The sequence below is a fragment of the Nocardia sp. NPDC003999 genome (assembly GCF_053604885.1).
The window spans coordinates 27,452-52,015 of record NZ_JBSGIB010000014.1 but is presented as its reverse complement, the minus strand read 5'-3'; the positions used below and the strand labels follow the sequence as shown (position 1 = coordinate 52,015).

Below are 24,564 nucleotides of genomic sequence, written 5' to 3'. Positions count from 1 at the left end.
GGGTGATGACGGTTGCGGACCCCGAACGAGATCTCTGCACCAGGACTGCGATACAGCGTCGTTGGTTCTCTAGATCGTGCTCACGGCTCGAACAACCTCACACCTTGATGATCTCGATCTCCGAGTCACATAGCAACGCCATCTCTTCGGGGTCCGACGTCACCACCGTCGCCAGCCCCTGAACAGAGCGGGCCGACACAGCAAGGACGGCATCGATCGCGTACTTGTGTCCGCCAAGGCCGTGCTCGCGCAATAGTGCAGCGGCCCGGCCGGCCAACTCTCGAGTCACGGCATGCACATCGATCTGCGACAGCGTCCACGCGATCCGGGCGGCACGCACTTTGCTGTAGTCGGCTTCCACAGTCATTATAGCCGTGGTCGCCACTCGAACGCCGTCTTCTTTGGCGGCCCGCACCCAGGCAGGCATGCGGCGGTCCTTCCGATACGGCATGGACAGCCCCGCTCTATCGAGGAACAGTACGTCCGGCATCAGGCGGTCGATCCGCGCGAACCCCGACGGCGCCGCTCGAAGCCCAACTCCGCCCGGGCTTCATCGATTTCCGCCCGCGTCAGCGGCTCGTTGTCCTTCTCGAAATCGGCCACCAACTCCCCCAACTTGTCCATCGCCACACGCTGCCCCAACGCCTCGGCGACATAGGCGGAGAAGCCGCCCGGGCCGACATGGGCTCGAGCCTGCTCAGCGAGCTCCTCCGGGAGGCTGATCGAGTACTTCTTACTACCACCCATGCCCTAAGTGCTACCAAGGGTAGGAACAGTGCGGCCAGAGCACCCTTCACCGCGGCCGTCACGCTGATGACTAAGCGCAACTCATGTCCTCCCTTCACCAGTTACCGAACCGCTCAACCCATCGGCATCAAATGCCTGAGCGATACCCCTGCCTCCGTCGTCGACGGATTCGCTGCTGTCCTGAAATGCGGACGGCTGCGGCACGGCTTCGGCGCTTTTCGTCGCGGAATCCCTCGGCACCCCTGGCCGCGGGTGTTCGGGGTACACCGCTTGCACCAGTTGCGGACAGTGGTAACGGGTGTAGATGCAGAAGTGCTTACGCATGATGTCGAGAACCAATCGGGCCGCGGCGGTGGTGACGTGTGGGTCATCGACAAGGCGCCGGAGACTGTCCAGAGTCGAGCACTGCACCGAGATGTCGTCACTGCCCGCGTCGGCATACTCGCCATACGACAACCGCACCCGAGGATGCCGACGCAGAAATTTGCGTTCGGCCTCGACGGTGGGAACCAGCAGGCTGCGGCGGACATTGAGAAAGCCCGACAGATCATCGGAGACAACGAATACCTCCATCGCACCGACACTCACACAGAAACGGCGCTGGCCGCTGTAGGTGCCTGTGCTGACCGACCAATACTGGAACTCAGTCGCGCGCGGCACGGGAACCGACGAGTCCAAAAAGGTGCGAAGCAGCGCGGTGACCTCATCAGCCCCCGGCCTCGCTTGGTACCGACGCGCGTTTGCCGCGTATCGGACCTCCTGCGCCGGCATCGGCTTCAGCGGCGTCGCATCGGCGGCGTTGTAGACCAGCGGGTCGGCCAGCCATCGATCCTGCTCACCGACGGGCAGCAATTCCTCGAGGGCGTCGCGCCCAGCGGTGGCTCTCGCATTGATCACATTCCGCAGCGGTACGCCGAGCGCCTCCAACTCATGGGTGAAGGTCCGCTCACGCCGCTTGAGTTTCTGTTTCGACGCTATCTCCGGCCGAAACCGCACCGTGGCGATCTCCTCGCCCCACTTCGCGCGGTGCCCGGCCATCCGGCCCCGGAGGTTCACAGATTCGCCGACATAGAAGCTGTCATCGTGGAATCGAAGTAGGTACCAACCGCTCAGCACAGGCTGACCAGGCGGCAGCGCCACTGTTCGCGCCTCCGCGAAAAGAACTGCTGCATCGAAATTTCGGGAATCGGCCCAGCTCTCGGCAACCGATCTAGGCAGTGGATTCACGGAACGAGCATAGGAGTCGAAATCGAACTTTGCTGCGGGCCAAAATCTCTCCGTCGATCAGCTCGATGTTCTGCCATCCCGTCTTGCTGACGACCGCGCTCTTCTCCCGGATCAGCGCCGAGCGTGCGGCTGTGGCCATATCTTTCCAGCCGGGTGCGACTGGGCTGGCAGCGGTCACGGGCGCCTCAAAGGTCCGAACGACACGCTCACGCAGCAGGTGAAGCTCATGACGAAACACCGCGCTGGTCTTGGCCGACTTGTCCGCGACCGCGTCGTGGGCCCGATCCGCGGTCCCGCTGGCCGCCATCGTTTCCGGACGCCCCGGGTCGTACCAGTGCTCCGTCGTTTTGTCGAACTCCGCGATGCGGTGCTCATGACAGAGCATGAACAGATCCGTTGGTTCCAGCCGCCGGAACCCCCGGACGTCGAGCTGAGCGAGCAGCTCCTCGGTCGAGATACGGCGATTCGCGACCAATTCGCGAATAGTATTCACCAGCATTTCTTTCCGGTGTTGCCTCACTATTCCCCTTGGTGACGCAGGTCTGGAGCAAGACATGGTCACACACATCCCGGTAGCCCGCACACAGAATGGAGCATGATGCCGCGCAAGCGCTACGGCCATGACCTGTTGATCGGCAAGCCCAACAACGAGTTCGACGGTAGAGGGTTCACCGCAGGCTTCGGAATCTCGACCGGCTGCTCGCCTGAAGAAGCGACTTCACACCCCACCTCTGGCAGCCTGGTCACGCCGCTATGTACGCTGTACGCTCCGGGACCGTTGATGTGGGGGTGGCTGGAGTGCAGATCGACCCCGTGACGCTGACAGACGCAGCGCGCGTGTTGGAGTTCATTGCCGACGACGTCAAAGATCCAGTGAAGACGCCACGTCTGGATGCCGCTGACTGCATCAAGTCTCTGCGTGATTCGCCGATCGCCACCGCGCTCGGCGACGCCGATGGCGCGAGCGAGCAGGCCAAGATCGTGATGGAGAAACGGTACCGATGGATGGCCCATCTGCTGTATCTCACGGCGACAACGTTCCACGGCGTGGACGTCGATCTGGCCAACCAGTTGAACGCCATGGGCGAGTTGAACTGAATCGAGAACCTACCGATGTGGATTCCGAAGCTCGCCGACCTCATCAGTATCTCTGCTGGTACGGAGTCTCGATCGTTGGACGTATCGGCCCTGAAGGCGCTCGGCGAACGTGCAGAGAATGTCGAGAAGGGGCTCAACGCCACGGCCGACGCGATGCGCAGGCAGATCCAGGCACTGGAGTGGTCGGGCGCCGCGAGCCGCGCCGCGACAGATCGCGCCGATCAGGAGTACCAGGACGTTCGCAGGATCGCCGATGCGCACGGTCGGCTCGGTGAACTGGCGACCGGCGCTTACAACGACATGTCCTACGCCGTCTCATTTTTGACGTCCACAGCGCTGCTGCTCATGTCCGAGGGCTTTACGGTTGACCAGGACTGGACGGTTCATGCGCCCGACGGCGGTGACAAGGATCGGGCCACCAATGACACCGTCAGTCTGCAGGCTCAAGCCAAGCACATCGGTTCCTCCATGGATACGTGGGCACCTCAGATCACTCAGGTCATCAAAGATATTCGACTGCTGGCGCCGCCGTCGGCAGCGGACCGCTTCGCGACCGATCCAGCCGAAGTAGCCGAGATCAAGGGCAGACCCGCCGGGGCAGGACCGGCGACGCTCCATGAGCGTCTGCTGGCCAAATACAATGTCACACCCGATCCAGACGGAATGGTCATGTTCCCTACCGATCCGGACAGCGCGTTCGGCAAAACTTTGGCCGCCGCCGGGTTCGAGCCCAGACGAGTTACCGCCAGTGAGGCGCGGATGCTGTCAGAACTGGACTTGCATGGGGTCTTGGCGTTCGCCATGATCGAGCAGGCCGCCTCGGAGGAGGGAACGACGATCTTCGAGGACAAGCCGCGTGCGGGCGGTGTGGGCGACGGTCACGCCGACGCATTTCGGCACGCCTACTGGAACACTCTGCTGTCCAAAGAATTCGGCCAGGACTGGGCAAACGCGTACACGACTGCGCACGAGCGCATCGACGGTCCGACTTCACACGCGAGCGCGGAGGCGATGGACCTGCACAACAACGAGGTGGGCCGTCGAATCCAAGCCGAGCATCCGAATGCGTCGCCCACCGAACTGAAGGAGCTTGTGAAGAAGGCGGTAGAAAACGGTCAATTGGTTGTCGTCGGACCCGACGGCCAACTGAAGTACAGCAACCAGGTGCCATTCGGCGACACGGGGATTACCGACAGAGAGCCCCCGGCGCGAGGTGGTCACGACCCGGAGGTGACGCGCGGTGAGCCCAAGAACGGAACCTACTACTAAGGGAAAGTGGCTTCGCAGGGCGCTGTGGGGCGTTCTTCTCGTCGCTGTGCCGGTGTTGGCGGTGGTCGGACTTCTGGCATATGTGGCTGGCGGCCCGTTCGAACCGCACTTGAGTGAGGACAAGGCGCTGTCCGCACAGTTGAACGACCTGTGGCGGAAGGGCGGCTCCGCGCCACTGCGCGACCTTGCCGGCGGAAGCTGGGACCGCGTCTACGTGTACCAGCAGGAATACCTCGGCCGGAAACAGGTGGAGCGAGAAGTCGGTGCACCAGTGGAGATGGAGGACACCTTCTCCAAAAGTGGCGCGTCAGTGCTGGTCTTCGTGCGAGGGAACGGTGTTCAGCATGCGAGTTGGGTTGATGTGCCCTTGATTTCAGGGCTTTACACCGCAGACGTCGAGATTCGGGCGCCCGGCTACCCGCGCTATCTCGAATTCGTGGAGCCTCGGCCGACAGGTCCACACCTGATCGAGGACACCGATCTGGAGGCGAAGAAGGACGAACTCTTCCGCACGCACGGCTCAGCTTTGCTCCGCGATCTCACCGGCGGCGATTGGGACCGGGTCTACGTCGTGACCGCCGACACACGTGCGAAAGTCGAGGCGTTCGTCGGCGCTCAGGTCGAGATGGAACCCATCTTCACCGAGCGTGGCAGCATTCTCGTGTTCACAAAAGACGGTGCGGTTCAACGAGCCGCGTACATCCGCGGGTATCTTCCTCCCGACGGTGTCTACAGCCCTGCCGTACGTCTCGACGCAAACGTTGCCCCTTTGGAGGTACGACTCGTCGACCCCGCTCCGACCTCGACAACAACCGTGCCGCGGTAACTCGGCCGCAGCGGATTCCGGCAGCCGCCACTCACCCGGCTCGACGAGATCGGCTGCCGCCACGGATACCGCCATCGGACTCGTCGCGCTCTCGCGCTGACAATCGCGCCCAGCTGGGGACGGCCACCGGCAGCCCGCTCGAACGACTCGGCTGGACACAATTCCAGGCGGGCCGATGCTCCCCGGCTGGGAGAACACCGGCTGGACCCGTCGACTTATCTGGCAGCAGAGGAATGTCGTCTCAATGGGCCGCCGCTAGTACCAGATCCCGATAGGGGAGCTTGGTGATCGGATTATCGGCGATGCCGAGTTCTCCTTCGACCTGACCAAGGTGAATGGTTGCCACGTCCGTGTCGGCCGCCGTGATTTCCGTTTTGCAGAACTGCCCGTCCGTCGCCTTCGCCGTGGTGCCAATTGTCCTGCGGAATGTGTGCACCGAAGGGATCATCCTGTAGGTCGTCGATGCGATGAATTGCAAGTAACGTGGCGGTACTTCTCTAGGGTCTTCAGCGGCCGCAAAACCGGCCCGCCGGTATTCATTGCCTCGAACCGGCCGTACCCGCTGATCCTGTCGAAATCCGAGCGGAGACCTGCGATCTCCGGTATGAATCGAACCGGGTTCGGCGAACTGTAGTGGGAGGGAATACACGATCATGTCCGAAGACGCGCACCGCGTGCGAGAACAACAGGCCTGGTTGATCCGCGCTGGGCGAAGCGGGGAACGCGAGGCCCGCGCGCTACAGGACGGCCTCGCCATCCTAGGCTGGGACGAGGTGGGTGACCTCAGCCGGTACCGAACCTGGGATGAGCTCAAATCGGCTCTGCGTCAGGCATACCCGGACGCCGGTCGAGCGTTGATCGGTAATTGGGCCGGACAGCTGTGGAAATTCGAGACCGAGATCCAGTACGGCGATCTCGTGGTGATGCCTCTCAAGACCCATGCCGGATACTTGGCGGTCGGCAGAGTCAGCGGTTCGTATGAATTCCGTCAGGACGAGCCGAAGGAATTCCGGCAGGTGCGAAAAGTCGACTGGCTCCGCACCGATATACCGTGGGACGCGGTCCGGCCCGATCTGCGGGCCAGCCTCGGCTCTCTTCTCACGGTTTGCGGCCTAACCCGCCACAACGCCGCCACACGCATCGAGCATTTGGCGGCTCATGGTACCGATCCCGGCTTCGACGGGGACGAGGAGGCCACCAGCTCGGCCGAGCTGTTGGACGACGCCGCGTCCAGAGACCCATCGAATCCGCGTGAGCTGACCATTCGAAGCCTGCTCGAACACTGGGGTGTCGAACGACGCACTGCCGCGGTGATCTCCATGATCAAGTCGGATCTCGCGAGCAACGGACTGACCACGCGGCCCGCCTTCACCGAAGGCGCGTTGAGTGACATCGTCGCGCTTGTGCCGCTCGGAACAGAACCCGGGGGCGTCACGGTCACCGGCGCGGCCGAGGACATCGAGAACGTGACCGAGCCCGAGCCGATGTCTCGTCGGCTCGGCAGCCTCCCCGCTCGGCTTGTGTACGTGCCGTCCTCGGTCGATCTGACCTACGTCAAAACTTTGATGCTGCAACACCAGTTCTCCCAGGTCGCTGTCATCGATGAGGACGGCACCTATCACGGTGCGGTGACCTGGGAGTCGATCGGGCAGGCACACATCGCCAGCGATGACCCGACCTTGGCGAACGCGACCGTATCGGCCCTCGTTGTCGATCACGATGCCCTTCTGCTCGATCAGATCGATGCGATCTACGACAGAGGATTCATCTTCGTCCGGGATCAGGACCGCGTCAGAGTCACGGGTATCCTGACCGCCTCGGATCTCACTCGTCAGTTCGGCACGCTCGCACGTCCGTTCATCCTGATCGAAGAGGCTGAGAACCGGTTGCGTCGTGCTGCCGACGAACATTTCGACCTCGAGGACTTCAAGGGCTCGGTGGCCAACCATCAGAAGTCCCGGGTCAAGGACGCCTCGGATTTGACCTTCGGCAACTACGTCTTCCTCCTGCGAGACCCCGACCGCTGGCGCAAGCTCGGCTGGCGACTGGACCGAAGCCAGGTCGTCGATCTGCTGGAAAGAGTCCGGAACGTTCGCAACGACTTGATGCACTTCGCGACCGACCCCTTGTCGGAAGAACAATTCGCCGCGGTCACCGGGCTCTTGCAACTGCTTCGTACAGCCGAGCCGAACCCGTAGCAGTCGGCATCGGAGCGTCGACGACTACCTCCCGAAGGACGACGACGGTGTATGAGGAAAGGGTGTCGCTGAACCAGCACGTAGCACACGTGCCTTTCCTCTCCCGCGACTGTGGAGTCGGCACGTCGCCCTGGTTCGGCATGCCGACCGAGCGTCATCGAGCGGGCATGAGCGCGGAGATCATGGCCATACCGGCCGTTGTGCCGGGCACCCCGTATGCGCGAATTCACCGCCGCGCGCCGCGCGCAGGACCGGCTACAGCAGACGCGGAAACGTGCACGAATTCAGTCTCCACTGAACCAGAGATACCCATTCCTACGGATAGCGGCTTCGGCAGCATCGCGCAATACTGCGAGCATCTCCGCTTCTTTATCGTTGTTCGGCGACAGATGTACGAGTTCGTCCAAGAGCATGGCCAGTTGGGTCGTGTTGAACATTGTGTCAGCGTGCGCGTGGAGACCTCGAAGTAGAGAGCCCGCCGGAGCATTCTCTCGATACTTGACAAGCGTGTCCTCCACGTCCCCGTATACCAGTTCGACCCGTTCGTGGATTTGATTTTGAACAACTATGTCGATTCCCAATTCAACTCCCTGGATTTTACGGGATCGGATACATGGTGATGATGCCGCCGAATCGGTCGGTGATGATTTTGTATCGACTGGTGGCGTGACCACCCAACTGCTCCGACACGCTGCCGATGACTTTACCGGCGTCGACCTCGCGTTCGAAGTTGCCGTCGTGGTTGGGTCCACGTGCCGGTGAGTTCTCGGCCGCTTCGGCCAGCTCATCGAGTTCCTCGCCGGTAATCGTGTCGGGCCACGTCCCCTTCGACGGATTATAGTTGGGAGCGCCTTTGACATGCTTGCCGAGGATGTACTTTTCAACTTCATCGGTCATGCCCGGAGCCGGGTTGCCCGGAGCCAGCGGCAAGTTCTCGAATTTGTCCTCATCATCGATGTAAACCTTCATGGCGATGATGGCAGCAAGTTTGAGCGCGATATCGGTGAGGCTGGGGACTTTGTCGAACGCAGTGACGGTGAAGGCTGCGACGCCCGCCACCGCGGAGGCAGTGCCGATTATTTTGATGAGTTTGCTGGCGTCGTAGGTGCTTTTGAGCACTCTGGCGGTGTTACCCGCGATCGCTACGACGCCCACACCGGCGGCGACGTCGCTGAGTGCGGCGGTGATCCAGGAGGCGGCGACACCGATGACGACAGTGGTTCCGGCTGCTATCAAAGCGTTGGTGACCGCGTCCCTGAATTTGTCGCGGGTTTCGGAGGTGGCGGTGCTGTACTCCGCGACAGGTGTAGCGAGGTTGAGGGACGCGGAGGCAAGCTGGGTGGCGCCGCCGTTGAGGGTGGTGAGGTGACCGAGGATGGGGTCGAGGCCTTTTTTGTCCTGGATGTCGCTGAAAAGGTTGCTGATCTCGGTGATCCGGGATGCGGCATCGGTGATGGTCTTATGTTCGGCGAACGTCTTCCAGGTTGATGCGGCCTTCGCGAGCTTGTCCTTGTTGCCGTTGGGCAGCTTGCTTCCGAACTCCTCCTGGACTTTCCCGACCAGGGCGTCGTAGAAGCCGGGGACACTGCCACTTCCCTCGGTGACACCGTCGCCGTTATTGCCGACCGAAGTCGGGATGGTCACCTTGTACTCCGACATCGCCGTCACGGTGGGCCGGTCGGGCATCGGGTTGGAGTTGTTGGACAGTGCCCAGTTGTACCCGGCCGCGTAGAGCATGTTGCCGAAGTTGGTGAGGGCGTCGGCCAGGTTCGTGCAGGTCTGCATCGTTTCCCGGGCGACGCGGTCGTAGGTGATCCCCCATTGTTCGCAGCCCGCGGTGTTCCCGGCCATGCCAGCGCATTCACCCTTTACCGCGTCGTGGACCGGTTTGTCGGCGGCACGGAGGTCGGTTGCCAGCGCGTGGCATTTCTTGCCGGCGTCGTAGTAGGTCTGCCAGTCGATAACCAGTACACCCATGTGTCTTACCCCTGGGAGAACATCTTGTAGTTCGTGTCGTGGGCGGTGGTGTAGCGCGCATGGGCCGCCTTCGCCGCGTCGCTGACATCCTTCACACCCTCGACGAACTCCCGTGCCCCGGCGATCCATTGAGTGTGGGCATCGGCATACGCCTGGGCCGCAACCCCCTCCCACCCGGTACCGGCCAGGGTCGCGACCCGGTGATCGATCTCATCGAGATGCTCGCCGATGAACCCGGCCAGACCCGACAGACGAACCACGATCTCATCGAGATGGTCCAGGTCGACGGAAAACCGAGAGTTCATGGCAGATCCAAACTCGAAGTGCTCAGAGACGCAGCGTTGATTTCATCGCGTGCTTGATAGGTTTCCGCGGTGACTCCGAGCTTTTCCGCCATACCAGTCAGGGCGGTCATGATTCTGGCGCCGCCATCGCGGACCTCGGTCCAGCCCTCGGAGAATTCGTTGGCCGCGTCCCCGGACCAGCCGCCATCGGTCAGCGAAGCGACCTCCTGCGCGGTGGAGTCCAACGCCGCGCGCAGCGCCTCCGCCAACTCGTAGACATACTTGCCTACCTCGCGCACCTTCTCGGGCACCACCGCGACGTTCTGGCCCGAGGCTGGTGTCCCCCCATCACTCATGACGCGAATCCTAACCGATACGCGCTTCGGTACCGGTAGAGCGAGGTGGGAGATCTTGGTCGGTTGGCGAGTACAGATTCCAATACATCGTGGCGCTCAACTCCGCCTTCCTCGACAGCGTCGAAGCGCAGAGCGACGGAGCTTTCGACGCAGGACCGTCCATACTCGACCAGCGACTTACCGACGAGACAGACACGGCGGGTGTTCGGCTTCCGTTTCAATTAGTCTCAGTGCGTCTGGTCGTGGGCACCCCGAAGCTGATCATGACCAACGAACCTCACGCCCCACCGTCAACCGTCCCCCAGGTTCCTCGGCTCGTGCCGGGGGCGGCCGGTGACGTCGACTGGTTCCGGTGGGTTCACGACCCAGACGCACCTTCTCGACCGGTGACTCTGCTCATCCACGCCGCATCAGCAGAACCTTCGATGTCAGTTCGTCTTCGTGTTTCTCAGGTGACGACCGACATAGCCGACAACCACCTTTCCTGTCTCGCCGGCAGTGTCATCGAAGAAGTGCACCCGAGGAGACGTAGCGCCCGCGCTGTCGATCTTCACGTGCGACTCCATGAAAACTGTTCCAGTACGACTTATCTCGCGGGGGACAGGCAGCACTCTCTCCTGCCTCATTCTGGGGTTGTTCCGCACGGACTCCGATTCCACCATCGCGACACGAGTCGATGGATAGCCGCGCGCGCCTGGCGGAACGTTCGAGCAGTATTCCCTGAATGTTCCACTGAATCCGTTCGACCGTCGGAGCCCACTGTAGTCATTCAACGCCGAGAGGCAGTCCCAAACCTTCGCGGCCCACGTCGAACCCTTCCATTCGTCGTCTAGCTCCACTGCTTTATCAGGGTCATACGTGAGAATCAGATTAGTCATGGATGTGCGCACCAGCTGGTTGATTTGGTCGAATGAGGTCGGACTCGGCTCTGTTTCGACCGGCGTGTACGCCTCGTCCGACCGACCCGCTTCGACAAGTCGGCGCTGCAGCTCCGCGACAGTCTTGCGGAGGTCGCCGAGCTCGTTGGCGTCCGTGTCATGATCGATGACTTCATGTTCGTATCTCTGTTCCGCATCCTGGACTTGGATTTCGAGGGCCCTCGCTTTGCGTTCCAAGAGCTCCAGCTGCTGTTGGGTTTCATGCAGTTTCTCGATAACCCCAGATAGATGCGGCTTCGCCGCGTCGGAAAGCATCGAGTCGACGTCCGACACAGTGCCTGTGGAGTGCGACGGGTCGACACTGATCAATGTGTCGGTAATACCGGGGAACTCGACCTCGCTCAATAAGGCCGGTTGAGGTGTTCGAGCCGACAAAAGGCGCGGCTGACGAGCGATCGTTTGCGCAGCTTTCTCATGGAAGTCGCTCTTCCTGAGCCAACTGAACATAAAGAAGCGATGTCGCCGACCATCCACCCAATCGTTAACGGCGACATCCGGTAGGTACCTCCGGAACTGACCGTGTCGGACTGCATGGGTGTCTCCCACCATCGCATTGAAACGATTCATCGCGGCATCGGACAGACGATGCAATGTCGCCAAGCCCGCGAGCTCACGGGCAGTCCTGTCAGCGAACGTATACCACGACGGATTGCTGATGACCGGCTCCACCGCAATTACCAGCGGCAGCGATCGTTCGGGGTCCGTCAATCGGTCGTACAGTTCCGGGACATCACCTGCGTCAACGTGATACGGCACCGATGACAAGCGAGTTCGCCCGTCCATGATCGTGAACTGCTCCAGCAGTTCACGCGCCACGCGCGGAGGACTGTAGCTGGTCATCTGGCGTCCAACTTCCGGGGCGGGATAATGCTCAACGTCGACACCGATGAAGGCGAAGCCATCCAAGCGATTGACCGCCGCAGTCAGCGTAGTCTGCCAAATCCCCCGGGCACGAGAGTCATTGCCGTTCTCACGCATCCTCAATCGAAGCGCAACCGGCCTGCCGCCGCCATCGTAAGCGTCAGTGACCGTGACAGTCCTGTCTGCGGCGACTCGATGCACGCCGGACGAAAGCTGCACATCGACTTTCTTGCTCTCCAGCCAGCGTTTGAAACATGCTCGTGCACCATTGAAGACGACATCCTGCTCACTGGCGACAATCGGAAGGACCGATCGATACACCAGAGGACTGGCGGGCTTGTCCCCGTAGGGCTCACTCACAGTGCGCGAAATAACTCGGTCGCGCTCTGCGCGTACTGAACGGACAGCGACCTTCTTCGGCATGATCAACGGGCTGGGACGTTCCATGTAATCCCCCGGCAGACAATGAGATTACTTCCGAAACAGAACATTACCTTGGCGGCAGCCGTGATGGATCCTACTCCGAAGAGTCGCAGGGATTGGAGGAGTTCAGCCACCTCGGGATCGTGTTCGGGTTCCACCTGACCGACCAGATGGACCTGCACTTCGGCGCGCGTAGCGCGCGGCAATCCCGAGTGGCCGAAGGTCGGCGTCTTCAGTCACAGGCACATGCGGCGCATCAACTGGCTCGGCGCATCCTGGTGACGACTGCTGCGAGTGAACGACCGCGACCTGCATGTAGCTGAGCTTGACGCCGTCGGCGGCACGCCCGTGCTGCACATCGTAGAGCGTCGCCATGGTTCGGCGTGCCGACCGGGCGTCATCGAGTGGGCATGGGCGCAGTGATCGTGGTGAAGTACTGCACCGCGGCCAGTATCGCGATCGGGGCCGAGACCAGTAGTTGACCCGCGACGGCGCCGAGGGGGCCCATCGCCACGACGCCGCCCAGGCAGCCGAGGAGGGCGGCGGGGAGGAACGGGCCGAACAGGCCGATGATGGTGGCCGAGGCGATGGTTACTCCGGCCAGGCCGCCCAGGACGCAGCCCGTTGCCGCGCCGCCTATTCCGCCGACCAGGGTGCCGACCATGACGCCGGTTGAGATGGTCGAGGTCAGGCGGGTCCAGGCGTCGCGTTCGCGGTCGTATTCCGAACGCCATGGGGCCTGGTCCTCGAAAGGTAGGGACACCGGGCGGTAGGTCGCGTGCTCTGGATCCAATTGCGGGGTCAGGACCACTGTGCGGTCTGTGATCTCCGCGGCGATCGGGAAGACGAAATCGTCTACGCGAGCGGCGAGTTCGGCTGCGGCGAGCACACGGCCGTCGTCGCCCGTGATCCGGAGGACGGCGTCGTCGACGGTGAGCGAGCCCGCGTCGATCTCGATGACGGCGGAGGTGGATGTAGCGTGCGCGTTGAAACCTACCGGGCGCGAATCGGTTTCCGCGCCAGCAGGGCCCGCGGCGAGGACGGCAGTCGACGCGAGCGCCAGCACTGCGCCCGCCACGATCCCACCGCGATCCACGGACCCCACCGCACCCCTCACAATTCCGCCAACGCGGCGACGAACGAGGCGGCTACGGCCTGCTGACCGGCCAACGTGGCGTGCACGCCGTCATCGAGCAGCAGCGGGTCCTCGCCGTTTGGCAGCGTGTCGTTCTCCACGTCGACGGTCAGCTCGGCCAGGTCGTGCAGCACGGTCGAGGTGTCGGCGATGTCGGCTCGGGTCCAGGCGATGCCGATTCGCTGGAAAGGCTCGAACGCGGCGACGCGGGCTTCGTCGACCGTGGTCGGGGTGAGCCAGATCCACTGCGCCGGTTCGGGGGCGCGGGATCGGAGTATGCGCAAGTTGCGTTCGGTCTCGGCCAGGCCGACCAGACGCTGACCGCCGGGGCCGCCGATGCGCTGGGCGTCGTTGGCGCCGAGCTGGCAGAACACCCAGTCGGGGCGCTGGAAACCCAGAGCGGGAGCGAGCGTCAGCGTCTGCGTTGTGGTCGCCCCCGAGACGGCGAGATTGGTGAGCCGAATGGCATCGTCGGGTCTGCGCAGGTCGAGCAGATAGCGCAGGATTTCGAACCACGACAGCCGGTCGGCGGTCGAACTTTCGCCCAAGGCGACCACGTGCTGTCCGGGTCGAAGCGGCAGCCGATCCACCGCGGCGGCCACCGCGGCGTCGTCCAGGAGGGCAGCGGCCGCCCAGCGCGCCTGCTCATCGAAATCGGCACAGAGCTTTTCGTATTCGACGGGGGTGAGGCCGAACAGCGGTGCGACGCGGTCGGCGCCGAGGCCGGGGAGGTAGGGCAGCGAGCGTTCGGGACGCTGGAATCGGACGAGCTTCTCAATGTGCGGATTCATCGGTCATTCCGTTTCTGCGGCAGATGATTTCGAGACGAGGAAGCCAGCGGCGATCAACCACGCCATGCCGGTGAAACGGGCCAGCGGCAGCAGTACGGCGGCCTCCGTGCGCATCAGCGTTGCCGTGGTAGCCAGTCCGGCGACGGCGATGACGAGGCCGAGCCTGGCCAGCCAGGTACGGAAGGCAGCTACCGGCGACGCGATGCCCGCGATGAGCAACCCGGTCGAGACGACATTGCCTGGGCCGCCCGCGAGGAAGGCCAGCGTGTGCAAAGCGCGCACCAAGTGCGGAGATTCGACGACCTCCGGCACCGTCAGCACCCAGGTCACCACCGCCGACAGCATCAGGAATCCGGTGGCGAGCGCGCCTCCGGTGAGGGCGAGCGCGCCCCGCGTCCGCAGCCGCGCGGTGATCGCGGCGACGAACAGCGCACCGGGGATCGCGGCGGCGAACTGCAGCGTCGCTCCCAGCCGGACCGCGTCGCGGTGGTCGGTGAAGTAGAACAGCGCGTCGTCCGGCGCGGCGAACGGGGAAGGAAACACATCGCCACCGGCCGCGACGGTGCTCGCGGCCAACCCGGCGACGAACAGCGCCGCCGAGGCGGTGGCGAAGACCCCCGGCGACGGGCCCAGCCTGGGTATATCCGGCCGCGGTGGAGTGGAAGCGATTGCGGGAGCGCTCATTACAAGAGTCCGTTCTTCTAGGTGAATCGTTCACTGCGGTGAACGATTGAGGCGTGTGTACGATAACCCGGTGACAGCAGGAGAGCAAGCGGGTGACAACCCGATTCCGCGACAGGCCCTTACCCGGCAGGTCTCGTTCCTGCTCGCCCAGCTCGGAGCACACGCCACCCAGCGGTTCACCGACCGCATCGCCCCGCTCGGCCTGACTCCCCCCGATATCGGCGTGCTGCGCATGATCGCCATGTCCCCCGGTCGCAGCCAGCGCGCTCTGGCGGAAGAACTCGGCGTGGTTCCCAGCCGCGTCGTCGCCCTACTCGACAACCTCGACCGCAAAGGCCTCGTCGAACGCCGCCGCAGCGCCACCGACCGCCGCAACCACGAACTGCACCCGACCCCGGCGGCCTACCAGCTGATGGGCGAACTTTGGCCGGTGCTCCAGACCCACGAAGCCGACCTCACCGCGGCGTTGTCCCCCGCCGAACGCGATCAATTGGCGTCACTGCTGGCGCGGATCGCCGATCAACAAGGTCTGGACGTGGGCGTCCACCCGGGATACCAGCGCGCGAACTCGCCCACCACCGATCAGACGAAGGGATAGATCGCGACCCGACACCAGGCCGCTTCCAGGTGGAGCAGTTCAGCCCACGGCTTCACGCGGGTGGCAGTACCTGGTGAGATCACTGCCCCGTCGCCCCCATACGTGGCCGTGTAGGCCCACAGCGCCGCTCGCCGTACAACATGCGGGTGAAGGTTGTTGCCGGTTGAATAGCGTTCCCCACGTCACAGACGGTCCTGGCGTGAACTCCGTAATCGTCACCACGCAGATGCTGACGCGGCGTCCACTGCCGATATCGCCGTTGCGCCCACCTGCGCGAGTAGAGTCGCCGACCTGACGACGGCTCTCGGCAGTCCGCTCGAACGGCTCGGCCGGGCACGCCACCGGGCGGTCCGGTAGGACGGCCGTGGAAGCAGTGGCCGTCAGAGGCAAGCGTGAACCGCGCCTGTTCACCCGAAACCGCTCGCTCACCGTCTGCATCAGGGCGGCGCGGTTCGAGGCGGCCGCCCAACTCTCCGCTCGCCACCACTATCGAAAGGCTGTGTCAGCAGGAGTGGTATTGCTTCAGCTGGCACGGAACGCCCGATCGACAGTTCTATGAATCGGACGTCTTCATCCTGTCCAATATCCTGGGCTGCCATTGGTAGAACCAACTGAACTTGTAGGACTCCCCATCGGGCGACGAGGTAGCGGCATAGGTGAATCGACGGTCGGTCGTGCTGATCGGAACTTTGTCGACGAGTTGCTCGAAGCGCGGTTCGATTCGAACCGGGAGCGTTGTCGGGTCCGGTGTTATCACCGGAAAACAGAGGCGCTCGATTCGGCGCGATTCCCAGCTGATGGTGGCGTATATATCGAATGCTTTCTCGGTGAGTGAGAGAAAGTCATCGCTCGGGTCCGGGAGTCCGGCATCCCGGTGCAGCGACACGATGGCGCGGGGTTCGAAATAGTCGGCCGACAGTCCGGGGAAGTACACGTTCATCGTCTTGTCGTGGTAGTCGATACCGAGCAAGCCGACTTTATCCTCCAAGCCGTGACGTGCGAACATGCCGGCGTGGTCGGCGAGACTGGGCGGCATGGACGGTAGCTCGGCGAGCTCCGATACTTTCTGCATGCCGTCGGCGGGAAAGAACGGCCAGATTTTCTTGAAGCCGCCGACTACACCGATATCGATCCCGTAGCTGTGGATCGGGCACCGTTCCCGGACCTCGTCCAGCAGAGCGCCGACCGGATGATCGGTCTCGGAAATGAGTTCGTTGGAAAGGGCGATGTCATAGGGGTCGATGTCGCTCGGCAGCGTCAAGAAGCGGTAGTCGAGGTCTCCTGAGCGGCGGGCGTCGGTGACCACTCGGAGGGAGATCACGGAACGCGTGAGCATCGCGCCGTACGCGGTCAGAGTGGGCCGGACAGCTTCTCGAGTGCAGGGCACGTTCCATAGCCGCGCGGATTCCTCGATGGCCGCGTAGAGATCTTCCAGCTCGGATTCGGTAGTGGTGAACACGCGTCCTTCCAGAGATCGGTGCTACGAGCAACATCACGGTTGCGCCAATTCCATTCAACCAGAATGCAACTCAGCGCCGGATGCCACGTGTGGGAATGCAGGCACCGCATCCATCCATGGTCACGCGGTCGACGAACGGAGGTGGCGGGTGAGGGCATGACCCAGATGCGGGCCGAGGGGACCGGTGTGGTCGATGCCGAGCTGGGTGGCGAGGGTGGTGGTGTGCAGGCGTGTGGCGTTTTCCAGCAGGGTGGCGTAGGCATCGGTGGTAGCGCGGATTCGGTGATGAGCGGTCGCGGCGATGACGACGGCGAGAGGTGCGGCGGGCCACCACCAGACGGTCAGAACGAGGTAGAGAACGGACCAGGCCGCAAGCGTGGTCGCTCGCGAGAGAGCGGTGCGGGCGGTGGTGATCTGCTCGCGCACGGGGTCCGGCAGGACCAGCCACAGCGACGGCCACACGGTCGCAAGGTCGAGATGGTGATCGCGATCGAGTCGAATCGCCGTTGCTTGGATTCGGTCGCCGCTCCAGGTCGGGCGCTCGGGCCGCTCGACCGAAATCCTTGCTCGCGCGCGTGCCGCACGGTGCCTGAGCGCCGGGTCGGGCCGGGACGCCGGATCGGGAGTCAAGGCATTCTGGTATTCACGGAGGTAGTCGGCGTTGGCGCTGTCCCACCGACGCTGACGGCGGGCGAGCGACCACCGAGCGGCGAACCGGACGGGAATCGGCCAAGCCTGCCATTCCGCCGCCAGCACAGCCCGCTCCACAAACGTTCCGATCGATTGTGCGACGAAACCGACCGCCGCGGCGGCTGCGAGAATCGCGGCCAAGACGACGACCTGCCCGCCCGTGCTGGTCACCCCGGGATTTCTGGCGTAGTCGGTGATATGTCGGGTGAGCAGGCCGATGTCCAACGCATGCGCGTGGCCGAGAGTGAGCGCGGTGGCGGTGACCGCCAGATAGAACGCGCCGGGCAACACGAGAAGCGAAAACCATTTCTCGGCCATCTTTTTGGCGAGTTCACTCCACAACCCGTTCATCAGGAGAGCCGTTCGCGCCGTAATTCCCGTCCGCTGACGGCGCATCGGGGCGGCTCGGCATCGACATCGTCGCGGCCGTCGCAGCGTTCGAGCGGGCAGCGGTAGACGACTTCGATGCTGTGCACGCCGACCGGCACCAGACCGCGGTGGTGTCCATACACACCGCGCGCATCGCCGGCCGCCCGCAGAGCGGTGTGCACCCCGTCCAGCGCGGCGGCGATGCCCGCACCGTCCCCCGATCGGACCGAGCTGAGCAGCTTGTGCAGCGGGGTCGAAATGTCCGTCCCGTCATCGCCGAGAGTGCCGCGGATCTCCTGCAGATGACCGCACAGATACGCCAGCCCGGCGGTGACCCGAGTTGCATCTTGCGACGGCGGCAACCGAACCCCCAGGTGCACAGGTGAATACGATGGGCACTGCCGCCGAGGCCACGATCCGGCGAGCGTGTCGTGTGATCATATCGCCGTAAACCGTTGTGCCACGGGTGGCCGTGTGATCAGCGTGGCTCGATAGGGCAGGGGGATGGATGCGGTATGACGATCAACGCCACCATCATCACGGCCGAAATCAAACTGTGGCAACGCAAGCTGACCACCCTTCCGAACGGCCACCCCACGCGGGTGCTGTGCCTGTTCCGCCTCGGTGACGCGTTTTATCGCCGGTTCAAGCAGACAGGGGCCATCGCCGACCTGGACGAAGCCATCGTCTCCCTCCGGAAAGCCGTGGAGGCCACTCCCGCCGGTCACCCGAACCTCGCCGTCATACTGACCGAACTCGGCGGCGGACTCTGGATCCGTTTCCAGCGGACCGGGATGCCGCCCGACTTGGACGAGGCGATCCGGACAGCTCGACGCGCGGTGGACGCCACGCCACCCGATCGCCCCGTGGACGGCCTGCTGGGTTTCATCGCTGCAGCCCTGAAGATCCGGTTCGAGCGGACGGGCGCGATGGCCGATCTGGACGAGATGGCCCGGACAATGCGGCTGACGATCGCGGCCACGCCCACCGATCACCCCGAGCGGGCCCAAAGGATCAGCGCGCTGAGTCGCGCCCTGCGGCATCAGTTCACGTTGACGATGGCGCTGCCCGATCTGGACGAGGCGATCCAACTCGGCCGACAGGCGGTGGCCGCGGCCCCGTACCACCCCGAGCGTTCCAGCATTCTGTCCGATCTCGGGATCTCCTTACGGCTAAGGGCCGAGCGAACGGGCGGGCAGGCCGACCTGGAGGAAGCGATCCGAGTAGGTCGGCAGGCGATAGCAGAAACATCCCCCGACCACCCCAAGCGTGCCGACCACATGACCAGCCTCTGCCGGGCTCTGGTGCACCGGTTCGCACGCGCGGGTCTACCGGACGATCTAGATGAGGCGATCGAAATCGGTCGACGAGCGGTAATGGTCACAGCCCCAGAGCATCCCGACCGTGCCGAAAGTATGTCCATCCTCGGATCAGCGCTACGGCTCCGGTCCGAGCGAACAGGCTCGACAGCCGATCTGGACGAGGCCGTCGCCACCCTGCGGAAAGCCGTGAATGTGGACCTCGTCGACCGAACAGTCCGCCCGGTGTCGCTGTCCGATCTCGGTATCGCCCTTTTGAACCGTTTCGAAAGGACCGGGGCCCAGGCCGACCTGGACGAGGCGATTCAGGTCGGCCGACAGGCGGTGGAAACCGGCTTCGGCCGCTTCGACTTCGGCAACATCCTGTCCGGTCAGGGGGTCGCGGTACTGCGGCGGTTCGAGCGAAACGGCGAAATGAGCGATCTGAACGAGGCCGTCATCACCTTCCGGAAAGCCGTGGACGTCACGTCTCCCGATCATCCCGATCTGGCGAGCATACTGACCAATTCCGCCGTCACCCTGCTGAAGCGGTTCGAGCGGACCGGCGAGCTGCCCGATCTGGACGAGGCGATCGAACTCGGCCGACAGGCGGTGACAGCCCTGCCCACCGGCCACCCTGACCTGGCCAAAACACTGTCCAATCTCGTTACCTGCCTGGCGAGCCGGTTTCACCGGACAGGCGAAATGGCCGACTTGGACGAAGCGATCCGGATCGGACGGGAGTCGGTCGTTGCCACACCCACCGGCCATCCCGGCTCGGCCGCCACCGGGTCCAATCTCGCGATCTGCCTGGTGAGCCGATTTCACCGTACGGGGCAGACGCCGGACCTCGACGAGGCGATCGCCACCCTCCGGAATGCCGCGGACGTTCTTGCCCCCGACCATCCCGATCTTGTCACGCTGCTGTCCAATCTCGGTGTCGCATTGTGGAAGCGGTTCGATCGAACCGGAGCCCCGGTCGACCTGGACGAGGCGATATACGCGAACCGACGAGCGGTGGCGGCCATACCGGACGACCACCCCCTCCGAGCCCGCCATCTGTCCAATCTAGCCATCCCTTTGCGGATTCGATTCCAGCGAACCGGCGCGATGGCCGATCTGGACGAAGCGATCCGAATGGGTCGGCAGTCGGTCGCGGCCACACCCGAAGACCATCCTGACCTTCCCATCATGTCGACCGAACTCGCGGCCTTCCTGCTGAGCCGGTTCGAGCGGACGGGCATGATCGCCGACGCGGACGAAGCCATAGCCACGCTCCGGAAAGCCGTGGACATCACCCCGGTCGACCACCCCGCACGCGCCGGGATACTGGCCGACCTCGGAGTGGTGCTTTGGAAGCGCTCCGAGCGTACGGAAACGGCGGATGACTTGGGCGAGGCGATCCGGATGGGCCGGCTGGCAGTCGCGGCCACGCCGACCGACCACCCCGAACGCGCCAACCGACTGTCGAACCTCGCCGTGCCCCTGACGATTCGGTATGAATCGACGGGCACGACACACGATCTGGACGACGCGATCCGTCTCGCCCGGCAGGCGGTCGCGGCCATCCCGACCGGGCACCCTGGCCACGCCGTCATGCAGGTCAACCTCGCCGAAGCTTTGCGGGCCCGATACTCGCGGACAGGCATGGCGTCTGATCGGGAGGAGGCGACGACCGCCTTGCAGGAGGCTGCGGAACTGGCCACAGCGGCTCCGTCCCTGCGCATCCGGGCTGCTCGCGGCGCCGCCGAGCTCACCGCGACGGCGCAGCCGGGCCGGGCGGCGGAACTGCTGCGGCGGGCGGTCCGCTTGTTGCCCGAAGTCGCGCCACGTGAGTTGGCGCGGTCGGATCAACAACATGCTCTGGGCGAGTACGCTGGAATCGCCTCCGACGCGGCGGCACTGGCGCTGGACGATCCGTCCACACCGCCGGACCAGCGGCCCGTCCTGGCATTGCAGCTGCTGGAGGCGGGGCGGGCGGTGCTGTTGAGCCAAGCGTTGCAAGTGCGCGGCGACATAGCCGACCTCGCAGACCAGCATCCAGATCTGGCCGCCGATTTCGTCCGGCTTCGGAAACTTCTCGACCGAACTCCCCATGCCGCCGCCGCGTCGGACGCGGCAGCCGACCCCATAGCGGACCGGGCGCGCTCGGCGCGGGAGTTGAACGACGTGCTGGCGCGGATCCGGGCGCAGCGCGGATTCGAGTACTTCGCCCTGCCGCCGTCGGCGGCGGAACTCATCGCTCAGGCCGGCCGAGGCCCGGTGGTGGTGTTCAACATCAGCGGTCACCGCAGCGACGCGCTGCTGCTCACCGCCGGCGCAGCGACCTGTCTGCCGCTGCCCGGCCTGCCGCTCGAGACCGTGATCGACCAGGTTCTCGCCTTCCACGAAGCCTTGCAGGCCGCTGGTCACGGCGGTACCGGGCCGGAGCGGCAAACCGCCCAACGACAGCTCAGCCGGATCTTGGAATGGCTGTGGGACAACGCCGCAGGCCCGGTTCTGGACGCCTTGGGCTACCGCGATCGGTTCCCTGTGGACCGGACCGGCCCGCGGGTGTGGTGGATACCCGGGGGTCTGCTGGGTCTACTGCCCATCCACGCCGCGGGCTATCACACCGCACCACCTGATCCCGCGGGCCGGGCGGTGCTGGACCGGGTTGTCTCCTCCTACACCCCCACCATCGCCGCCCTCCGCCATGCGCGGCGGCGCTCACCGAGCACCGAGCCGTCCGCACGCAGGCCCGCACTCATCGTCGCGATGCCTACCACCCCCGGCGTAGCGGGGCGCCTGCACCACGTGCCCGAGGAAGTCCGCACGGTCGCCGCCCACCTGTCGTCGTCGATCACGCTCACCGAGCCGGACTCCGGCATCCAGGTCGATCTCGCTGGAGCGGACTCCGCCACAACCCTTCCGACCAAGGCCAATGTCTTGAATCGCCTGGCCGACTGCGCCATCGCGCACTTCGCCTGCCACGGCACCACCGATCCGGCCGACCCATCCCGCAGCCACCTGCTGCTGCACGACCACGACGCGGACCCGCTCACCGTCGCCGAACTCGCCCCGGTCCACCTCGACCACGCGCGTCTGGCCTACCTTTCGGCCTGCGAAACCGCCCTCACCACCAACACCCGGCTCCTCGACGAAGCCATTCACCTCACCTCGGCGTTCCAACTCGCCGGATACCCACACGTCATCGGCACACTGTGGCCCATCGACGACGAAATCGCCGTGCAGGTGGCCGACGCCTTCTACGCCGCTCTGGTCACCGACCCGGACGTGACCGATGCCGCATACGCGCTGCATCGCGCCATCCAGGCTGTGCGCGACGCGCTTCCCGCCACCCCCTCGCTCTGGGCCGCCTACCTTCACGCCGGGGCATGAGAGCCGACCTCGATCGGCCCCGCATGCCCGCCTGCGTCGTCAGCACTTCGGCGTGAGCGGAGTGCACAGAGGCAGCAGGTTCATGCGGGCCGGGGTCTCCGTGACGGGCGGCGGTGGGGGAACCGCCTCGGTCGTGAGCACAGGCGCTTGGGTGGGTTGCACAGCGCCGCCGGTGGGGGTCGAGCAGGAGGCGGCCAGTATCCATATCGTGCCGATGACCAGCACGATCAGCGCCACCGCGGCGATCTGTTGCGAGCGGTGGCCGCGTGACTTCGATTTCTCGGAGGTGCGACCGGGGATCCGCGCGGACAGGGCGGTTATCTGCTCGCGAACCGGGACCCGTGGACGGCGCTCGAGCACAGCCGTCGGCGTGGGTCGGCGCAGCGGCTCGGGCGCGGGGGTGGGCGTTGACCACGATGCGGGCCGGCTCGGCGGAGGCGCCTGCACCGGACGTGGGCTCCGAGGCCGGTCGGCGGCGGGCTCGATCCACGACGACCAGTTGTCCGTGAAGGACGACGGTGCGGGCTTCGCCGCGAGTCGGCCTTCGAACCGAGGCGGCTCCGCGTGCTCGGCATCAGTTGTCGGGTCCGACGCCGCGGGATGTGATTCGGGCTCCGGCGCGAGGTATTCCGGCGCGAAGGGATCCGCCTGGGCGGGTTGCGCCTGCGCAGCTACGGCGACAAGTGCCTGCGGGGAATGCGACTCTGACGCGGACACCCTTTGGCTGCCGCCTGGCACATCCGTGTACTCGAGTGACTGTCCAGCCGTCGACGACGCCCCTTGGGCTCGCTGTGCGCTTTCGGCACTGGGCCGCGTCGACGGCTCGAACTCCGAGCCCTCGTGCTCGTCGACAACCTGCGCGGCCACGGTTCCCGAGGCGTCGGTCTGCTCCAGCGCAGGCATCGCGGACTGCGACGCGGGCGACTGATCTACCTGCGGGACCTGCTGATAACCCTCATCTGCCTCGTCACCGTTTTCGACGGTTCGCGTCGAACCGGATTCGCTGAGTCGCGCAGCATCCGGATCGAGGTCGTGCGGCTCGGGCACGGCGTCGACCGGTGGCGCGTCCGAACCAGCCGACACGTCGTCGGTGTCCGAATCCTCGCTGGACGTCCTACCCTCGAGCTCGGGAGCCTTCCGCGTCACGCTCTCCAACGCCGCCAGCGTCCCGGCCCGTAACTTCCGCTCCGCCGGAAAACCATCCGCCACCAGGTCGTCGATGGTGATCTGGTCGCCCAGGTTCAAGTCCGTCAGGAGGGCGTGGGTGCGTTCGGCGGTCCAGATGAGCTTGCGGCTCGCGGTGCGGTGGAACCACGCGCGCAGGTCGGCCTGCCCGGCTCCGAGCACCACCGCGCATCCGCGCCTGCGCGACTCGATGTTGAGCGTGAGGTTCGAATCCTTGGGCGGCACCACGACGATCAGTCCGTCGACGAATGCCTCGGCATTGTGCTTGCGCACCAGCGTCTTCAAGTTGAAGACGTTGTTCGTCACCTGGTCGAACGGGCTGCTGTCGTGGTCGCGCACGTGGATCGGGTCGCCCGCGTAGCCGGACAGCCGCCAGCGTCCGTTGGCCTGCACCGACAGGACACCGCTCGTCGCCTCCGGGACGGTGCCCTTGACCTCGACGACGACCGCCGCCCTGGGTGTGATCACCACCAGATCGGCTTCTTGCGTTTCGTCCTTGCGCTCGCGGTCGGGTAGGTAACACCCCGAGATCGCGAGTCCCACAATGACGTACTGGCCGGTCCAGCTCCGCATCCAGTCGAGCACGCGCTGTTCGGATCGCGGCGCCGTCGTTCGTTCATTGATGACCAACATCGGCGGCCTCCATCGCCGTCCACACCATCGACCACACAACGGTATGCGCCGGGATTTCCGCCACAAAATCGAAAGGCACTGGAGCAGCAGGATATTGGCAGCACAAGGGCGTGCGAAGGACGGCGTGTGGGCAGCGC

23 protein-coding genes are annotated in these 24,564 nt (G+C 64.5%); 6 read left to right on the top strand and 17 right to left on the bottom strand.

Features of this window, described 5'->3' with window-relative positions:
- Positions 1 to 97: 97 nt before the first annotated feature.
- The 4 genes from ACWESM_RS24790 to ACWESM_RS24775 form a co-directional block, all read right to left on the bottom strand.
- Complete coding sequence (locus tag ACWESM_RS24790) at positions 98 to 490, bottom strand: DNA-binding protein (RefSeq protein ID WP_452493846.1); 393 nt, start codon at positions 488 to 490, stop codon at positions 98 to 100.
- Positions 490 to 747, bottom strand: coding sequence for a hypothetical protein (locus ACWESM_RS24785; protein WP_452493845.1), 258 nt, complete (start codon positions 745 to 747; stop codon positions 490 to 492). Before ACWESM_RS24785 ends, ACWESM_RS24790 begins: the two co-directional genes overlap by 1 nt.
- Before the next feature lie 81 nt (positions 748 to 828).
- Entirely contained in the window at positions 829 to 1,974 is a 1,146-nt protein-coding gene (locus tag ACWESM_RS24780) for a hypothetical protein (RefSeq protein WP_452493843.1), read from the bottom strand.
- Positions 1,958 to 2,467, bottom strand: coding sequence for a hypothetical protein (locus ACWESM_RS24775; RefSeq protein ID WP_364432673.1), 510 nt, complete (start codon positions 2,465 to 2,467; stop codon positions 1,958 to 1,960). The genes ACWESM_RS24780 and ACWESM_RS24775 overlap by 17 nt, the downstream gene beginning before the upstream one ends.
- A 305-nt stretch (positions 2,468 to 2,772) precedes the next feature.
- On the opposite strand from ACWESM_RS24775, the gene ACWESM_RS24770 reads away from it, so the two are divergent.
- Genes ACWESM_RS24770 through ACWESM_RS24760 form a run of 3 tightly spaced genes read left to right on the top strand, consistent with a single transcriptional unit; the run spans position 2,773 to position 5,167 of the window.
- Positions 2,773 to 3,072: a hypothetical protein gene (locus tag ACWESM_RS24770; RefSeq protein ID WP_364432679.1), complete on the top strand. Its 300-nt coding sequence runs from the start codon at positions 2,773 to 2,775 to the stop codon at positions 3,070 to 3,072.
- 15 nt (positions 3,073 to 3,087) lie between these two features.
- Positions 3,088 to 4,341, top strand: a complete 1,254-nt coding sequence (locus tag ACWESM_RS24765) for a DUF6973 domain-containing protein (protein WP_452493840.1) — start codon at positions 3,088 to 3,090, stop codon at positions 4,339 to 4,341.
- Positions 4,342 to 4,387: 46 nt separating this feature from the next.
- Positions 4,388 to 5,167: a hypothetical protein gene (locus ACWESM_RS24760; RefSeq protein WP_452493839.1), complete on the top strand. Its 780-nt coding sequence runs from the start codon at positions 4,388 to 4,390 to the stop codon at positions 5,165 to 5,167.
- A 241-nt stretch (positions 5,168 to 5,408) separates the two neighbouring features.
- Here the strand turns inward: ACWESM_RS24760 and ACWESM_RS24755 are convergent, their stop codons facing one another.
- Positions 5,409 to 5,822, bottom strand: coding sequence for a hypothetical protein (locus tag ACWESM_RS24755; RefSeq protein ID WP_452493837.1), 414 nt, complete (start codon positions 5,820 to 5,822; stop codon positions 5,409 to 5,411).
- A gap of 559 nt (positions 5,823 to 6,381) precedes the next feature.
- Between ACWESM_RS24755 and ACWESM_RS24750 the strand changes: the two genes are divergently transcribed.
- Entirely contained in the window at positions 6,382 to 7,365 is a 984-nt protein-coding gene (locus ACWESM_RS24750) for a CBS domain-containing protein (RefSeq protein WP_452493835.1), read from the top strand.
- Between the two features lie 284 nt (positions 7,366 to 7,649).
- Here ACWESM_RS24750 and ACWESM_RS24745 read toward each other — a convergent pair whose 3' ends face one another.
- From ACWESM_RS24745 to ACWESM_RS24710, 8 genes are all read right to left on the bottom strand, one after another.
- Positions 7,650 to 7,802: a hypothetical protein gene (locus tag ACWESM_RS24745; protein WP_364438469.1), complete on the bottom strand. Its 153-nt coding sequence runs from the start codon at positions 7,800 to 7,802 to the stop codon at positions 7,650 to 7,652.
- A gap of 160 nt (positions 7,803 to 7,962) precedes the next feature.
- Positions 7,963 to 9,342, bottom strand: a complete 1,380-nt coding sequence (locus ACWESM_RS24740) for a hypothetical protein (protein ID WP_364438466.1) — start codon at positions 9,340 to 9,342, stop codon at positions 7,963 to 7,965.
- 5 nt (positions 9,343 to 9,347) lie between these two features.
- Positions 9,348 to 9,647 carry a WXG100 family type VII secretion target gene (locus ACWESM_RS24735; RefSeq protein WP_364438463.1) on the bottom strand — a complete coding sequence of 100 codons (300 nt, stop codon included), beginning with the start codon at positions 9,645 to 9,647 and terminating at the stop codon, positions 9,348 to 9,350.
- Positions 9,644 to 9,982, bottom strand: a complete 339-nt coding sequence (locus ACWESM_RS24730) for a WXG100 family type VII secretion target (protein ID WP_452493833.1) — start codon at positions 9,980 to 9,982, stop codon at positions 9,644 to 9,646. Before ACWESM_RS24730 ends, ACWESM_RS24735 begins: the two co-directional genes overlap by 4 nt.
- A gap of 428 nt (positions 9,983 to 10,410) precedes the next feature.
- Entirely contained in the window at positions 10,411 to 12,228 is a 1,818-nt protein-coding gene (locus ACWESM_RS24725; protein ID WP_452493831.1) for a hypothetical protein, read from the bottom strand.
- Between the two features lie 373 nt (positions 12,229 to 12,601).
- Positions 12,602 to 13,282 carry a hypothetical protein gene (locus ACWESM_RS24720; RefSeq protein WP_452493829.1) on the bottom strand — a complete coding sequence of 227 codons (681 nt, stop codon included), beginning with the start codon at positions 13,280 to 13,282 and terminating at the stop codon, positions 12,602 to 12,604.
- 35 nt (positions 13,283 to 13,317) lie between these two features.
- Entirely contained in the window at positions 13,318 to 14,130 is an 813-nt protein-coding gene (locus tag ACWESM_RS24715) for an SGNH/GDSL hydrolase family protein (protein ID WP_452493827.1), read from the bottom strand.
- Positions 14,131 to 14,133: 3 nt separating this feature from the next.
- The gene (locus ACWESM_RS24710; protein ID WP_364438448.1) at positions 14,134 to 14,814 is read right to left on the bottom strand and encodes a hypothetical protein; all 681 of its coding nucleotides are present in this window, start codon (positions 14,812 to 14,814) and stop codon (positions 14,134 to 14,136) included.
- A 70-nt stretch (positions 14,815 to 14,884) separates the two neighbouring features.
- Between ACWESM_RS24710 and ACWESM_RS24705 the strand changes: the two genes are divergently transcribed.
- Positions 14,885 to 15,412 (top strand): MarR family winged helix-turn-helix transcriptional regulator, encoded by a 528-nt coding sequence (locus tag ACWESM_RS24705; RefSeq protein WP_364438445.1) that lies wholly within the window; start codon positions 14,885 to 14,887, stop codon positions 15,410 to 15,412.
- 553 nt (positions 15,413 to 15,965) lie between these two features.
- Here ACWESM_RS24705 and ACWESM_RS24700 read toward each other — a convergent pair.
- The 3 genes from ACWESM_RS24700 to ACWESM_RS24690 all read right to left on the bottom strand — a co-directional run bounded on the left by ACWESM_RS24700 (position 15,966) and on the right by ACWESM_RS24690 (position 18,310).
- A complete protein-coding gene (locus ACWESM_RS24700; protein WP_355077312.1) occupies positions 15,966 to 16,871 on the bottom strand; it encodes an aromatic prenyltransferase in 906 nt (301 codons plus the stop codon).
- A gap of 120 nt (positions 16,872 to 16,991) precedes the next feature.
- Positions 16,992 to 17,912: a hypothetical protein gene (locus tag ACWESM_RS24695; RefSeq protein ID WP_364438441.1), complete on the bottom strand. Its 921-nt coding sequence runs from the start codon at positions 17,910 to 17,912 to the stop codon at positions 16,992 to 16,994.
- Positions 17,912 to 18,310 (bottom strand): hypothetical protein, encoded by a 399-nt coding sequence (locus tag ACWESM_RS24690; protein ID WP_355077316.1) that lies wholly within the window; start codon positions 18,308 to 18,310, stop codon positions 17,912 to 17,914. Before ACWESM_RS24690 ends, ACWESM_RS24695 begins: the two co-directional genes overlap by 1 nt.
- A gap of 135 nt (positions 18,311 to 18,445) precedes the next feature.
- Between ACWESM_RS24690 and ACWESM_RS24685 the strand changes: the two genes are divergently transcribed.
- Positions 18,446 to 22,609: a CHAT domain-containing protein gene (locus ACWESM_RS24685; RefSeq protein WP_452493823.1), complete on the top strand. Its 4,164-nt coding sequence runs from the start codon at positions 18,446 to 18,448 to the stop codon at positions 22,607 to 22,609.
- 39 nt (positions 22,610 to 22,648) lie between these two features.
- On the opposite strand, the gene ACWESM_RS24680 is transcribed toward ACWESM_RS24685, so the two are convergent.
- Positions 22,649 to 24,427, bottom strand: coding sequence for an NERD domain-containing protein (locus ACWESM_RS24680; RefSeq protein WP_452493821.1), 1,779 nt, complete (start codon positions 24,425 to 24,427; stop codon positions 22,649 to 22,651).
- Positions 24,428 to 24,564: the final 137 nt, after the last annotated feature.